This window comes from Bacillus sp. FJAT-27986, assembly GCF_001685035.1.
GTDB lineage: Bacteria > Bacillota > Bacilli > Bacillales > Pradoshiaceae > Pradoshia.
The window spans coordinates 337,236-352,187 of sequence record NZ_MAYV01000001.1; the positions used below are offsets into that span (position 1 = coordinate 337,236).

Sequence of the window (14,952 nt, forward strand, 5' to 3'; positions counted from 1 at the left end):
TTAAGTTGATTCAATTAATTCCTTTGATTCCTCTAACCGGACAGAAACAAGCTTCGAAACTCCTGATTCCTGCATGGTAACACCATACAGGACGTCCGCTTCTTCCATTGTTCCCTTGCGGTGCGTGATTACGATAAATTGCGTTTCTTTACTGAATTGCTTTAAGTATTGGCTGAAACGGTACACGTTTGCTTCATCAAGCGCCGCTTCCACTTCATCCAATATACAAAACGGAACCGGTCTTACGCGTAAAATAGCGAACAAGAGAGCGATGGCTGTTAGTGCACGTTCCCCACCTGATAATAAACTGAGATTTTGCAGCTTTTTACCAGGAGGCTGTGCAATGATATCCACACCGGTATTTAGTATGTCCTCTGGATCTGTCAACTTGAGCTCTGCTCGACCCCCGCCAAACAGGGAAGGGAACACCAAATTAAATTCTTTTTTAATTGCATTAAAGGTAATCTCGAAACGGCGCTTCATTTCTTCATCCATTTCATCAATCACATCAAACAATGTATCTTTTGCTTCCTGCAAATCATCTCTTTGAGCTGTTAAAAATTCATATCGCTCCGAAACGCGATCATATTCTTCAATCGCACCAATATTCACTGTACCAAGCTCTTCGATAGAAAGCTTAATTAATTTCACTTTCCGTTTTGCTTCTTCAGGTTCAATCGTAAGTGGATATTGTTCTTTAGCTGCTTCAAAGGTGAGTGTATATTCCTCGCGAAGCGTATCCAAACGGGTATCCATTTCCACATCTAAACGATTGAGTTTGATTTCTTCGTCTTTTAATGTTTCTGATAACCCTCTATGCTGGCGTTTCCACTCTTTTAGTTCCATTTCATTTTCTTCAACAAGCTCTAATAGTTCCTGTCGCTTTGCTCGTGAAGCTTCAATTTCACGAACCGCTTGTTCTTTTTGTTCTAGCTTCTCTGCTGCAGTTTGTTCCAGATTTGTTTCACCCGTGGAGCTTGATGACATTTCACCATTTAACAGGGAAAGATCTTCTTCATTATCACGAATGTTTTGTTTTACCTCATTTAATTCTGATGTCAACCGTTCTACTTCATTTTGCTGATGCTGAAGCTGTTCGGTTTTTGATGCTAATTGAATCTTTAATTCATTCAATTCCTCTACAAGGGAGTCCTTGCTAGATTGATCCATCTGCTTTTGCTCGGTATACCTGCTAATATCAGCATCCATTTGTTTAATGGATTGTTCATAGGAGGAGAGACTGTTTACCAATTCCTTTATACGACTTTCTTTCATATGGCGTTCTTCATCAAGTGACGATTTTTCCATATCATAAATCGTTAATCGTTCATTGACATTGCGTTCTTCAAGCTGCAGCTCTCTTATTTGCCCTTTAATAGATTCTTCATTCAAACGAAGCGTTTCACCAGCTTCACGAAGACGGGTGACTTGTTTCTCAGAATCAGCCAAATCGGCTTTTATTTTCTTTACATGAGCTTCCAGCTTGGCTGTCTGCTCGTCCATTTGGGCGATTTTTTCAACAAGCTCCTCTTTTTCTCCCTTACGTGAAAGAATAGATGAACCCGACTGTCTGTTCGCTCCACCTGTCATTGCTCCACCTGGACTGACAATATCCCCTTCCAGGGTAACAATTCTATATCGATATCCTGTAAGCTTTGCGATTTCATTAGCTCCGACCAAATCCTGAACAATAAAAACATTTCCCAAAAGACTCGTCATGACTTCTTTATACTTCTCATCATACTGAACAAGATTAGAAGCAAGCCCAATAAAAGCCTGATGAGACCCAGCAGTCTGTAAAACCTGAGATGGGACAGACTTACCTTTTATTGTGGATAAAGGCAAGAACGTAGCTCTTCCAAGTCGATTGCGTTTTAAGAAAGCAATCGCTGTACGTGCATGATGTTCTTCTTCCACCACAATATTTTGCAGGGCTCCACCCAGAGCAGTCTCAATGGCAACCGCATAATCCTTCGGCACATTAAGTAATTCAGCAATAGCGCCTTCAATTCCATGTAAGTTTTTATTCTTTTCTTTAAGAATTTCTTTTACACCCTGGAAAAATCCGGAGTAATCCTCTTCCATTTCTTCAAGCATTTCTTTTCTTGATTTTGCTTTTTGCAAATATTGATATGCCTGATAAAGAGTTTTTTCCTGTTTTTCATATTGGGTTTTTAAATTTTCATGCGAATGCTGTAATTCACGATAACGATAAATTTGATTCTCTAGATCCTGCTGAACGGCATGGAGTCGGATTTCCGTTTCTTTCAAGCGAGCCGTCACCTGTTCCCTAGAAGACAATAATTTCCCATTATCAAGATTTAATTTTGCATGCTTACTTTGCTGTTGGCTTAATTGCTGTTCTAAATAGGTCAGCTCATGTTTCGCCGCAGCCTGTTGGTTTAACTGTTCAATATACTCACTTTTCAGAGCATCAATTTTAGCTTCCAGGTCTCCCGCAAAGTTACTAAGCAAATTTTGTTTTTCCTGTAATTTTTGTTTAAAGTTTTTCGTTTCTGCCTGAAGAAGATGCAATGTACCCACTTTTTCATCTCGGATACGTGAGACCTGAATCAATTTATCTCGCCAGTTTTGCAGACTTTTTTCAAGATGCTGCTTGTTTTGGCTTGCATTCTTCATTCTTTCAATTAAAACTTGTTTACGGCCTTCTACCTTTTCAAGTTCTTCACTGACAGATAACAAAGTAGACTGTAAAGACTGAATACGATTATCTAGCTCAGTCAACTGCAAGCGAGTCGCTTCTACTGCGGATTCCTTTTTCTGAATTAATAAACTGAATTCAGAATCCTTTATTTGATGCTCTTCAAGCTGCTTTGATAATGAAGTCCATTTTTCGTGAAGGACTTCAATTTCATATACAAGCAAGGCAGCTTCAAATTCCTCAAGTTCCTCTTTTTGCTGAAGATAATCGCGGGCAATGGATGCCTGTATCTTGAGTGGCTCCACCTGTCCCTCCAGTTCATGTAAAATATCATGAACACGGTTCAGGTTAGCCCTTGTTTCCTCAAGCTTAACCTCCGCTTTCTTCTTCCTTGTTTTATATTTTAATACACCAGCTGCTTCTTCAAATATAGTGCGGCGTTCCTCCGCTTTACTGCTTAAAATCTCTTCTACTTTCCCTTGGCTTATAATTGAAAAAGCTTCCTTCCCAAGTCCTGAATCCATGAATAAATCAACGATGTCTTTCAAACGACATGGTTTTTTATTAATGAAAAAGTCACTGTCACCAGAACGGGTCACCCTTCTTGTGACACTAACTTCATGGAAATCAATCGGAAGGAACTGACTTTCATTATTTAATGTAAGTGTAACCTCTGCAAAGTTAAGAGCCTTTCTGGAGTCACTTCCAGCAAAAATAATATCCTCCATTTTGGAGCCCCTCAACGATTTTGCAGATTGTTCACCCAACACCCAACGGATTGAATCTGTGATATTGCTTTTTCCGCTTCCATTCGGACCTACTACAGCAGTTACACCCGAAACAAATTCAACGGAAATGCGTTCAGCAAAAGATTTGAAACCTACTATATCCAATCGTTTCAAAAACAATTGTTTATCTTCTGACATGGTACCCAACTGCCTTTTAATCATTTATTTACTGCTTTTCTGCAAGTGCATCAATGCTTGCTGCGCAGCATGTTGTTCTGCTTCTTTTTTCGATTTGCCCTTACCTGCTCCAAATTCCTTCCCATTCAAGGATACTCTGGCGATAAATTCTCTGTTGTGTGCAGGACCTTTTTCATTAAGAATTTTGTATTCCAATGTACCAATTCCGTCTTTCTGAACCAATTCCTGTAACTGGCTCTTAAAATCCATCACATGAGAAAAAGCACCGTTATCTATTTTTGGATAGACTGATTTTTTGAGGAACTCAATTACGACATCTAACCCCTGGTCTAAATATAATGCCCCGATAAAAGCCTCAAAGACATCTGCCAGAAGAGCCGGACGTTCCCTTCCTCCAGTCATTTCTTCCCCTTTTCCAAGTAATATTAAAGGACCAAAGGAATATTCAGTGGCAAACTTAACAAGTGAAGGCTCACAAACGATAGCAGCTCTAAGCTTTGTTAATTCTCCTTCACTCATCGTATTGAATTTTTTGTATAAAAATTGTGATACAGTCAATTCCAATACCGCATCCCCCAAAAATTCCAATCGTTCGTTATCTTCATATGGCTTGCGACGATGCTCATTCACATAGGATGAATGTGTAAATGCTTGTTTTAATAAATTGATGTTTTCAAATGAAACACCAAGCCGATCCTGAAATGCGATAAAATCTGCATCATTGTTTATCTTTCTTTTACTCTTCTGCATATTGACCCCCTGCTAAATCTGACTAAAAAGTTTCTCACATTTTAGTATATATAAATCCAAAGAATTGGAAAAGGTACAAATTGATAACGAAATTCTTTGATATATACAGACTTTTATTATAATAGCATGAAAAGCCCCGTATTTATACGGAGCTTTTCATAAGAACTAATTAGTTTTGGCTTTTTATGTAGTTCACAGCATCGCCAACTGTTGAAATTTTTTCAGCATCATCATCTGAAATTTCCATACCGAATTCATCTTCAAGTTCCATAACCAATTCCACAACATCAAGGGAATCAGCACCAAGATCATCTTTAAAAGAAGCTTCAAGTGTTACTTCGGATTCATCTACACCAAGGCGATCTACGATTATTTTAGATACTTTCTCTAATACGTCTGACACAACTTCACCTCCCTTCAAGATTGCATCTAGTATATTGTACAAGGGTTAATCGACATATTCAATCTTTGAGTTATTACATAACCATTCCGCCATCGACATGAATCGTTTGGCCAGTAATATATCCGGAATCTTCCGCAGCCAGGAAAACAGCTGTTTTAGCCACGTCTTCCGGCTTACCAAATCGGCCCAATGGTATTTGCTTCAACATTTGCTCTCCAACATTCTCCGTTAATGCATTGGTCATATCTGTTTCAATAAATCCAGGGGCAATCGCATTTACAGTAATCCCACGTGTTGCCAATTCTTTAGCCGATGTTTTGGTTAACCCTATGACTCCTGATTTAGCAGCTACATAATTGGCCTGACCGGCATTTCCGCTCACACCCACCACAGACGAAATATTAATAATCCGTCCCTGCCTTTGCTTCATCATTTGCCTGGATACAGCTTTTGTACAAAGGAAAACACCTTTTAAGTTTGTATTGATGACAGAATCCCAATCATCTTCCTTCATACGGATCAACAAATTGTCACGTGTGATTCCTGCATTATTTATCAAAATATCAATCTTGCCAAATTTTTCAGTTACAATTTTCACCATATCAGTAACAGACTCAGCATTTGTCACATCCCCCTGGATGGATATTGCTTCTCTGCCAATCTCCGTTATTTCTTTAACAACATTTTCAGCTTTTTCGCTGTTCCCGGCATAATTAACAGCAACTGAAGCCCCTTCTTTTGCCAGAGCAATAGCAATGGCACGACCGATTCCTCTAGATGCGCCCGTCACAAGCGCAATTTTCCCATCCAATTTACCCATTTGCTTTAACCTCCGCATCAAGTGAACTGACCACATTTTTACATGATTCAATATCTTTGACTGAGTATACTTTAACACCGCGGTTGATTTTCTTAACTAGGCCTGAAAGAACAGTTCCAGGACCAAATTCGATAAAGGTTGTCACACCTTCATGAATCATATACTCAACAGATTGCTGCCATTTCACTGGAGAATACAGCTGTTTGACCAGACTGTCTTTTATTTCATTACCTGTTCCAGCTAGGGTTCCCGTATAGTTCGATATGATTGGATAATCAGGAGTCCTAATTTCTATTGTATTGAGTGTATCCGCAAGCTTACTCGCTGCGGGTTTCATCAACGAAGAGTGAAAAGGACCGCTGACTTCCAGGGGAAGCACTCTCTTTGCTCCTTTTTCCTTTGCAAGCTCTCCTGCCAATCTTACCCCATCCATTGTTCCAGAGATAATAATTTGGCCTGGGGAATTTAAGTTTGCTAATTGTACAGGTTCACCTTGATTCGTTATCGTTTTCGTTACTTCTTCTAGACTTGACTCATCCATACCAAGAATAGCACTCATCGTGCCTATCCCAGATGGAACAGCCTGCTCCATATATAAGCCTCGATTTCGTACGAGTTTTACCGCATCCTCGTATTGAATGGACCCAGCTGCAGCATAAGCCGTATATTCACCCAGGCTGTGGCCTGCCATATAATCAGGTTTTAAATCAGACATTTCACGAAATACGCTAAGAAGCGCTAAACTTGTAATTAACAGACTCGGCTGAGCATTGTATGTACGTGTCAATTTCTCTTGCGGTCCTTCGAAAATAAGCTTACTGAACTCTTCAGCCAAGCATTCATCTGCTTTTAAAAAGAGATTTTTCACATTTTGATAATTGTCGTAAGCATCTTTTCCCATACCTACAGTTTGTGAGCCCTGACCCGGAAAAATAAAAGCAAATTTAGTCATCATATCCCCCTTACTATTCGTCCCCTTACATTCGTTCCCTTTTCTTCGTTTATTTTATTGCCTCATGAATCGTTTCTGCAACATGATGTTCTACCATGATTTTCGCCTGACGAATGGCATTATAGAATGCATTTGCATCTGAGGAACCATGTGCTTTTATGACAGGAGCTTTTAATCCAAATAGACCTGCACCACCGTATTCAGAGTAATCCAGCTTATTTTTCAGTTCTTTAAACCCTGGCTTTAAAACAGCTGCGGCCAGTTTGCTCTTTAGATCGACCATCATCGCTTCTTTTAACATTTTAAATAAAGCAGAAGCCGTACCTTCAGTTGTTTTTAAAACCATGTTTCCGGTAAACCCGTCGGTTACGACAACATCAGCTACTCCATTTAACAAATCCCGAGCTTCCACATTACCGATAAAATTAAAGTCAGCATCCTTCAATAAAGCAAATGCCTGCTTGGTAAGCTCATTTCCTTTTTTATCCTCGGTACCAATATTCAATAAACCAACTCGCGGTTTTTCAATATTGCGGACCTTCTCAGCATAAACAGACCCCATCAAGCCATATTGGTAAAGATGCTCCGGCTTCGCATCAGCATTGGCTCCCACATCCAACAGAACAAATCCTTTTCCATCAATTGTCGGTAATGTTGGGCTAAGTGCAGGTCGATCAATTCCATCAATTCTTCCAACCACAAAGAGACCTGCGGCCATTAGAGCTCCCGTATTTCCTGCTGAGATGCACGCATCGGCCTGTCCATCTTTTACATACTGAGCAGCAAGTACCATAGAGGCATTTTTCTTTCTTCGCACGGCTCTTACCGGTTCATCATCACCAGTTATAACCTCATTCGTATGGATAATGGTTATCCGTTCATCTGAAGTTAAATGCTTTTTAATTTCAGCTTCATCGCCAATAAGCATAATTTCTAGTTCCGGGAAAGAGTTAATCGCTTTTTCTGCGCCTTTCACAGACTCTTTTGGTCCGTGGTCTCCACCCATAGCATCTAATGCAATTTTCATTCTTGTTCATCCTTTTTCTCTGTAGTCGTTCGGTACATGGAAAACTCCCCTTTAAATACAAGCTCCTTACCTACATAGCTATGCACAGTAATCAGGGATCTTCCTTTATCGTTATCCACTTCAATAACTTTGGCTTTGGCAATCACACGATCGCCTTCATACACAGATTTTGTGAAGTGGATGGCAGCTTTTGCTGTTAACGCCAGTTCCTCATTAGTTACCGCAACGGCCAATGAATTGGCTTGTGCGAATAAATGATGCCCTCTGGCTATTTTATTTCTCTTAAATACATGTTCAGGTTTTATATCCAACAAGGAAATAGCACTGTTATCTAAATCAAGATCAATAATATCCCCGATTATTTCATCAACAGGTAAAGATTTAATCTCGTCTGTCATTCTTTTCTCGGCGACAGACTTTATTCTTTCTCTCAATTCCGGGATGGATAGTTCGAGGCGATCCAGACGAATCGTTTGGATACTAACCTTTAATTGTTCAGCCAATTCCTCATCGGTAATAAAAGGATTATCCTGTATCATATCCTTTAATATAGCTTGTCTATCCTTCTTGTTTCTTTTCAAAAACCTTCACCTTCCGAAGTATTATGACTAGGTACTAATAGTAGTATATAATTTAAAAAACCAGATTGCAAGAATTTTTCGGGTTATCATGCAATCTGTTAATCAATCTAATTTCTCTCCCTCTAGAACCCCAGAGCCAGCCAGATAATCTCTTAGATATTTATACTTTTCGTCAGTCCAGAATTCATTTCCGGAAATTAATTCTTCAGCATCCTTCCTGGCCGTTTCAAGCGCGCGGTAGTCATGCACCATGTCTGCTATCTTAAATTCAGGTACCCCACTCTGCTTTCTGCCAAAAAAGTCCCCTGGTCCTCTTAACTCTAAATCCTTCTCACTCAATGCGAAACCATCAGTTGTATCGCACATTGCATTCAACCGTTCAATTCCCACCTCTGTTTTTGGGTCTGCTATTAAGATACAATAGGATTGTTCTGCACCCCGTCCTACACGGCCTCTTAATTGATGAAGCTGCGACAAACCAAATCTTTCGGCATCATAAATCACCATCACAGTCGCATTAGGCACATTCACCCCCACTTCCACGACGGTCGTTGATACGAGGACTTGAATATCATTATTTCCGAAACCGCGCATGATTTCATCCTTTTCATCTGAATGGAGCTTACCATGCATAAGCCCAACAGAATATTTCGGGCTAAAATACTGTGTCATAGCCGTATGAACATCCAATACATTTTGCAAATCCAGCTTTTCTGATTCCTCAATCAGTGGACAAATCACATATGCCTGCCGTCCATTGTCCAATTCCTTGCTCATAAATGCCAGAATTCTGTCTAACATATTATGCTTGGCCCAATACGTTTCTATCTTTTTCCTTCCAGATGGCATTTGATCAATGATTGATACATCCATTTCACCAAACACCGTTATCGCAAGAGTTCTGGGAATAGGCGTAGCGGTCATGAATAATACATCGGGACTCTCCCCTTTTTCCCTCAATATACGACGTTGCTCCACACCAAACCGATGTTGTTCATCTGTAATGACAAGGCCGACGTGTTTGAAATTAACATCCTTTTGTATTAAAGCATGTGTTCCTATTAATATATCGATTTCACCTTGTTCAAGCATCTCCATCATTTCTCTCCGGCGTTTTCCCTTCACACTCGATGTTAGCAGAGCTACATTTACACCAAAGGGCTGCAGAAGTTCAAACAGGGAATTGGCATGCTGCTCTGCCAAAATTTCAGTCGGTACCATTAAGGCGCCTTGATACCCGGCAGTCACTACAGCATAAAGAAGGATTGCTGCCACTACCGTTTTTCCAGAACCAACATCCCCCTGGAGCAGTCGATTCATACGATAAGGAGACCGTAAATCCTGCGCAATTTCATTTACGACCTTTTTTTGAGCATCTGTCAGCTCAAATGGTAAAGAAGCGATAAACTTCTTCAATTTCGTATTATCGTACATATGAGACTGTCCATTTGAATTTTCCCTTTTAACTTTCCTAAGGGCCTGCATTTTAATTTGAAACAATAAAAATTCCTCGTAGACAAATCTCCTGTGTGCATGCTTTACTTCAGCGGCGTTCTGAGGAAAATGCAAGTAACGTAAAGCAAGACCTCTTTCCGGTAATTTATATTGGGTAAGATAATGTTCAGGTAAAATTTCTACAAGATCTTCTCTATGAGCAAGATACGCATTTTTAATCCATTTGCGCAGTGATTTGACAGAGATATCACCTTTTGTATGATAAACTGGTTCAAATTCCTGTTCCCTCGCCTCTGAACCCAGTTTATATTCAGATGCCGTCAGGGTTAAACGGTTTTTATCCCATTTCCCTGTTACCGTTATCGTTTCATTCAGTTTTAATTTGTTTTTCATATAGGGTTGATTGAAGAATGTAACAGTAATAATGTGGCGTCCCGTTAAAAGTTTAACATTTAAGCGGGATTTTTTTCGTCCGAAATAGGTTAAATTTGGGGCTGATTGAATAACACCCTCAATCGTTAGACGTTCATCATGGGCTGCTTCCACGATATCTTTAATTCGAAAATCTTCATAGCGATACGGAAAATATTCAAGCAAATCCGCAACTGTATAAATGCCAAGATTATTAAGCTGCAGAGCGGATTCAGGTCCTATCCCCTTTACTGTATCTACTGATAAATCATTTAGTCTACTCATTTTATATCCTTTGAAATCCTAAGTATTTTTCATTTATTTCTTTGCCCGTTGGTGTAGCAGCTAATCCACCTTGAGCTGTTTCATGCAATGATATCGGCAACATTTGTATGATGTTAACCATTGCTTTAATTCTTTCATCACAGAGGATGCTAAACCGTATATGAGAACGAATGTCATCCCATCCTCTTTCGATAGCTTGTTCCAAAACGGCTAGAATTTGATTCATCTGCCTGATAAGCGTTTCCTTTGATATGACGATGCACTTCATTCCCTGCTGAATCATGTCAAATATCTTCTCACCTTTATTTTCAGCAAGTTTAACTAATTCGGCAACATTGCGAAACATACAGTAACCTCCTAATAAAGGGTAGTCTGCTTTTAATCTGAAACTTTTGTAACTTGTGTCACATGATTCAGCAATGAAATTTCCTCTACTATATCATCACCGATATTTTGATCGACCTCAATTGTCATTAGAGCCATTTTTCCTACATCTTTTCGCGATACTTCCATATGACCAATATTAATTTCATGCTTGGCTAGGACATTAGAAACACTTGCTATAGCTCCGAAACGATCGTCGTGTACAACTAAAATGGCCGGGTGATGGCCTGATAAACGTAATTCAAACCCATTCAGTTCAAGTATTTCTATTTTTCCACCGCCTATCGAAATGCCGACTAATTCCATTTCTCCGGTATCATCGCCCATTCTAATTCTGGCTGTATTTGGATGATCAGTTACAGCATCTTCTTCTACAAATGTGATTTCTATGTTCTGCTCTTTTGCTATGTCAAGAGATTGAATAAGACGTGTATCCGAAGTATCGAAATCTAATAACCCAGCCACAATGGCGACATCGGTTCCATGTCCCTTGTACGTTTTGGCAAATGAACCATAAAATGAAATAATCGCCCATTTAGGCTTTCTATTAAACAGGCTTCTCGCCACCCGTCCTATTCGTGCAGCCCCAGCCGTATGAGAACTGGAAGGACCAACCATTATTGGGCCGATTATATCAAATCCACTTTTATATTTCATTTCTTATCCTCTCCCAGTAAAATCAAAAAAAATCTTTACATACTGAAATAGAAGGGGTATCCCCCTTCTATTAATGTGATGATTTATATATGCTTTTTATTCAGCAGCAAAAATATAGGAGTACAACGGCTGTTTTCCGTTATGCACTTCAACTTCTACTTCTGGGTAGCTATCCGCACAGTATTGAACTAGACGGTCCACTTCATCCTGTGAGCTCTCTTCACCATAAAGAATCGTTAAGATTTCAGCATCATCCAGAATGTTTTCAAGCACCTGTTTAGCCGCTTCCACTCTATCCTTGTTTTTCACTTTTATCTTACCATCAATTAGGCCCATATAGTCGTTTTTCTCGATTTCAAGACCTTCAATGTTTGTGTCACGTACCGCAAACGTAACTTGTCCTGTTATAACACTCTCCAGCGCGTCTTTCATTATACCTTCATTCTCGCTTGCTGAAGCAGCAGGATTAAAGGACAACAAGGCAGTTAACCCTTGAGGTATCGTCTTACTTGGAATCACTGTAACAGCCTTTTCCATTACATCGGAAGCCTGTTCAGCTGCCATAATAATATTTTTATTATTTGGAAGGATGTATACATGATCTGCATTAACAGATTCAATTGCTTTTACGATATCTTCAGTTGAAGGGTTCATAGTTTGTCCGCCTTCAATCACCACATCTGCACCGATGCTTCTGAACAAATCAGCAATTCCTTCGCCCATAGCAATCGCTACTACACCAAAATCTTTCTTCTCTGTTTTTACAGGTGCAGTTTCTCGTAAGTCATTCGCAGTTTCATTTAAAATCGTTGAATGCTGTTCACGCATATTCTCGATTTTGATTTTAATCAAGCTGCCGTATTGTTGAGCGTAATTTAAACAGTTCCCAGGATTTTCTGCATGAACATGGACTTTTACGATATCATCATCTGCAATGACAAGCAGGGAATCACCGTACTGGCTCAAGTCATTTCTGAACTGCTCTTCATTGAAAGGATTCTCAGCAATCTTTTCAGGTTCAAAACGGACCATGAACTCTGTGCAATATCCAAATTCGATATCTTCTGTTTTCATATGTCCCTGAACATTGATATGATGCTCTGCTTTTACAAGCTCATCCATCTTAGGCATGGATTCAGGTGTTTCAGCAAGCTTTTCACCTTTTAATTCAGCCAGAAATCCTTCATAAACGAAAACTAATCCCTGACCACCACTATCTACTACGCCTACTTCTTTAAGCACTGGCAATAAATCTGGAGTACGTTTTAATGAAGCTTTAGCTTCTTTCAAAATAGCTTCCATAATTGCAATGATATTTGTTTCCGTTTCAGAAGCTGCAAGGCCTGCTTTTGATGCTTCTCTAGCAACCGTCAGGATCGTTCCTTCAACAGGTTTCATAACCGCTTTGTAGGCAGTTTCTACACCAGCTTCAAATGCCAAAGCAAATTCTTTACCATCAATGGTCGCTTTTGGCTCAATATTTTTTGCAAATCCCCTGAATAATTGGGATAAAATAACGCCTGAGTTTCCACGCGCTCCCATCAACAATCCTTTAGCTAAAGAAGAACCAACCTTACCAATATGGTCCTGTACATTATTTTTCACTTCTTTAGCACCTGATGTCATGGAAAGATTCATATTTGTTCCTGTATCACCATCAGGCACAGGAAATACGTTTAATGAATCAACTAATTTAGCGTTGGCAGACAGCCTGTTCGCACCCTGTATGACCATTTCGGCGAATCTTTTGCCGTCAATAGATGTTATAGCCACTCAAATTTCCTCCTTAAATTACGGATTCGTAACACGAACCCCTTGAACAAAGATATTAACGGATTCTACCGAAAGTCCAACAGTTTGGCTTAATGTATATTTAACCTTAGATTGAACATTATGAGCTATTTCGGAAATTTTTGTTCCGTAGCTTACAATGATATACATATCAATATGTAATTCATCTTCAACCTGTCTGACTACGACTCCTTTGGAAAAGTTCTCTTTACGCAGTATCTCACTGATTCCGTCTTTAATCTGATGTTTTGAAGCCATACCGACGATCCCGTAACAATCTACGGCTGCTCCACCAGCAATGATTGCTAATACATCATTAGAAATATCTATTTGTCCGTATTTTGTACTCATTTCAATGGACATGTTTGTTCCCCCTTTATAGTAACCATAGCTAGAATCCATTTTACTATAATCACTTTTGAATGGAAAGCCTTTATCCTTTTCCAATTAATCAAAGATAAAATAGTATGTCAAGGTTTTTTTCTTGAAAGACCCTTTCAATTGTATTGCATTATAGCGATAGGTATGTTAAATTATTAAAGTATCTTTTGAAGAGACCGACTAAAAAAGAAATGATTAATATAGGCAGTAAGGAGGGAATTGGGCTATGTCACGCAAATGTGTTATTACCGGCAGAAAAACAACTTCCGGAAACCATCGTTCTCATGCCATGAACGCTAACAAACGTACATGGAAAGCTAACGTTCAAAAAGTTCGTATTCTTGTTAACGGAAAACCGAAAAGAGTATACGTTTCTACAAGAGCGTTAAAATCTGGTAAAGTTGAACGCGTATAATAAACGAAAACAAGCATCCTTTTAAAGGATGCTTGTTTATTTTTCCCATCATAACCCCTGTTTAGTCTTGTGTTCTTGAATATTTTTATGAAAATAAAACCACCGAAGGAAAATTTTTATAATTTCCAGGACTTAGCCTAAGACAAGAAATTTTATAAAGAATTAAATTAAACATAAGAAAAACACCCTTTTACAGGGTGCCATATATTTAATTATCCTTTCTTAAAAGCTCCCAACATCGCCTTGACGATTCCTCCCAAAAAGCGGGGCAATTTAATTGTATAAAATTTCATTGTGTCCCTCCTTAGCTCTGCCCGGTTCTCATTATACATTTTCATTTATATAGTAAAAATTCCAACACATAAATCAATCTCTGCTTCTTACCACCAATAATATGCCTTTCAAAAACGAAAAAGTACCAGTTTTAAAATTTAATTCATTGCTAACCGATAATGTCCGGCCACGGTAAAGAGTGACATTTGATAATGGATATTTAAAGTTTACAAGGGTGATTCCCTCTATTTCTTCTGTTATTGGTATAAACGATATGTATTTAAACTCAGTCTCATCCAATACATAGGAACCAGGTTTAAAAAGTCTGATCTCATTGTTACGATCCACTATTCTTGTAGGAATTCCTTCTTTCATATGCTTCTCATCTGCAAGCATCATGATATTGGCCAATGTATGGTCCATTCTGCCGCCCGTTGCCCCATAAATCGTGATTCTGTCCGGCACTTGCTTATAAGCCCATTCAAGAGCTAATTCCAGGTCGGTAGCATCTTTTTCAGGAGGATACTCATAAAAGTGTTCACTGTGCTCTCGTACACGGTTGAGCTCATCCTTAGAGATTGAATCGAAATCACCAAACACACTATGTAGATGAATACCCACCTCTAAAATTTGTAGCGAGCCCCGATCAACACCAACCCAAATCATCTCTTTGCTATTTAACTTCCTTAAATCCGGAATATATATATCAGGACCGCCTGCGACGATATTTATTTCCATAAAGTCAGCTCCTTTACTTATTTTCACAAAAAAAGGGTTAT

Annotated in this window: 15 protein-coding genes; 1 reads left to right on the forward strand and 14 read right to left on the reverse strand. The window is 39.1% G+C overall.

The genetic code is table 11. The annotated features are described in order from the left end of the window. The 12 genes from smc to A8L44_RS01620 form a co-directional block, all read right to left on the reverse strand. Entirely contained in the window at positions 1-3,570 is a 3,570-nt protein-coding gene (gene smc, locus A8L44_RS01565) for a chromosome segregation protein SMC (RefSeq protein ID WP_066102288.1), read from the reverse strand. Positions 3,571-3,612: 42 nt separating this feature from the next. After that, positions 3,613-4,338 carry a ribonuclease III gene (gene rnc / locus A8L44_RS01570; protein ID WP_066100529.1) on the reverse strand — a complete coding sequence of 242 codons (726 nt, stop codon included), beginning with the start codon at positions 4,336-4,338 and terminating at the stop codon, positions 3,613-3,615. Between the two features lie 169 nt (positions 4,339-4,507). Beyond that, a complete protein-coding gene (locus tag A8L44_RS01575; RefSeq protein ID WP_066100531.1) occupies positions 4,508-4,741 on the reverse strand; it encodes an acyl carrier protein in 234 nt (77 codons plus the stop codon). 73 nt (positions 4,742-4,814) lie between these two features. Next, entirely contained in the window at positions 4,815-5,561 is a 747-nt protein-coding gene (gene fabG, locus A8L44_RS01580) for a 3-oxoacyl-[acyl-carrier-protein] reductase (protein ID WP_066100536.1), read from the reverse strand. After that, entirely contained in the window at positions 5,554-6,513 is a 960-nt protein-coding gene (fabD, locus tag A8L44_RS01585) for an ACP S-malonyltransferase (protein ID WP_066100539.1), read from the reverse strand. The genes fabG and fabD overlap by 8 nt, the downstream gene beginning before the upstream one ends. Before the next feature lie 49 nt (positions 6,514-6,562). Continuing rightward, positions 6,563-7,540 (reverse strand): phosphate acyltransferase PlsX, encoded by a 978-nt coding sequence (plsX, locus tag A8L44_RS01590; protein WP_066100545.1) that lies wholly within the window; start codon positions 7,538-7,540, stop codon positions 6,563-6,565. After that, positions 7,537-8,121: a transcription factor FapR gene (gene fapR, locus A8L44_RS01595; RefSeq protein WP_066100552.1), complete on the reverse strand. Its 585-nt coding sequence runs from the start codon at positions 8,119-8,121 to the stop codon at positions 7,537-7,539. The genes plsX and fapR overlap by 4 nt, the downstream gene beginning before the upstream one ends. Positions 8,122-8,223: 102 nt before the next feature. Next, on the reverse strand, positions 8,224-10,272 hold the full coding sequence (recG, locus tag A8L44_RS01600) for an ATP-dependent DNA helicase RecG (protein WP_066100556.1): 2,049 nt from the start codon (positions 10,270-10,272) through the stop codon (positions 8,224-8,226). 1 nt (position 10,273) lies between these two features. Beyond that, positions 10,274-10,618, reverse strand: a complete 345-nt coding sequence (locus A8L44_RS01605; RefSeq protein ID WP_066100558.1) for a hypothetical protein — start codon at positions 10,616-10,618, stop codon at positions 10,274-10,276. A gap of 32 nt (positions 10,619-10,650) precedes the next feature. Then, positions 10,651-11,313, reverse strand: a complete 663-nt coding sequence (sdaAB, locus tag A8L44_RS01610) for an L-serine ammonia-lyase, iron-sulfur-dependent subunit beta (protein WP_066100561.1) — start codon at positions 11,311-11,313, stop codon at positions 10,651-10,653. Positions 11,314-11,409: 96 nt separating this feature from the next. After that, entirely contained in the window at positions 11,410-13,086 is a 1,677-nt protein-coding gene (locus A8L44_RS01615) for a DAK2 domain-containing protein (RefSeq protein ID WP_066100564.1), read from the reverse strand. A gap of 18 nt (positions 13,087-13,104) precedes the next feature. Beyond that, positions 13,105-13,467: an Asp23/Gls24 family envelope stress response protein gene (locus A8L44_RS01620; protein WP_066100567.1), complete on the reverse strand. Its 363-nt coding sequence runs from the start codon at positions 13,465-13,467 to the stop codon at positions 13,105-13,107. A 244-nt stretch (positions 13,468-13,711) separates the two neighbouring features. On the opposite strand from A8L44_RS01620, the gene rpmB reads away from it, so the two are divergent. Continuing rightward, complete coding sequence (gene rpmB, locus A8L44_RS01625; RefSeq protein ID WP_066100570.1) at positions 13,712-13,900, forward strand: 50S ribosomal protein L28; 189 nt, start codon at positions 13,712-13,714, stop codon at positions 13,898-13,900. Between the two features lie 212 nt (positions 13,901-14,112). Here the strand turns inward: rpmB and spoVM are convergent, their stop codons facing one another. Together spoVM and A8L44_RS01635 are read right to left on the reverse strand one after the other, a co-directional pair. Further along, positions 14,113-14,193 carry a stage V sporulation protein SpoVM gene (spoVM, locus tag A8L44_RS01630; RefSeq protein ID WP_049671465.1) on the reverse strand — a complete coding sequence of 27 codons (81 nt, stop codon included), beginning with the start codon at positions 14,191-14,193 and terminating at the stop codon, positions 14,113-14,115. A 73-nt stretch (positions 14,194-14,266) separates the two neighbouring features. Further along, positions 14,267-14,911, reverse strand: coding sequence for a thiamine diphosphokinase (locus tag A8L44_RS01635; RefSeq protein WP_066100574.1), 645 nt, complete (start codon positions 14,909-14,911; stop codon positions 14,267-14,269). Positions 14,912-14,952 lie beyond the last annotated feature (41 nt).

Coding starts and splice junctions, on each gene's coding strand:
- spoVM (WP_049671465.1), bottom strand. CDS start 14,193: ATGAAATTTTATACAATTAAATTGCCCCGCTTTTTGGGAGGAATCGTC.
- rpmB (WP_066100570.1), top strand. CDS start 13,712: ATGTCACGCAAATGTGTTATTACCGGCAGAAAAACAACTTCCGGAAAC.
- fabG (WP_066100536.1), bottom strand. CDS start 5,561: ATGGGTAAATTGGATGGGAAAATTGCGCTTGTGACGGGCGCATCTAGA.
- A8L44_RS01635 (WP_066100574.1), bottom strand. CDS start 14,911: ATGGAAATAAATATCGTCGCAGGCGGTCCTGATATATATATTCCGGAT.
- A8L44_RS01605 (WP_066100558.1), bottom strand. CDS start 10,618: ATGTTTCGCAATGTTGCCGAATTAGTTAAACTTGCTGAAAATAAAGGT.
- fabD (WP_066100539.1), bottom strand. CDS start 6,513: ATGACTAAATTTGCTTTTATTTTTCCGGGTCAGGGCTCACAAACTGTA.
- A8L44_RS01620 (WP_066100567.1), bottom strand. CDS start 13,467: ATGTCCATTGAAATGAGTACAAAATACGGACAAATAGATATTTCTAAT.
- recG (WP_066100556.1), bottom strand. CDS start 10,272: ATGAGTAGACTAAATGATTTATCAGTAGATACAGTAAAGGGGATAGGA.
- plsX (WP_066100545.1), bottom strand. CDS start 7,540: ATGAAAATTGCATTAGATGCTATGGGTGGAGACCACGGACCAAAAGAG.
- rnc (WP_066100529.1), bottom strand. CDS start 4,338: ATGCAGAAGAGTAAAAGAAAGATAAACAATGATGCAGATTTTATCGCA.
- sdaAB (WP_066100561.1), bottom strand. CDS start 11,313: ATGAAATATAAAAGTGGATTTGATATAATCGGCCCAATAATGGTTGGT.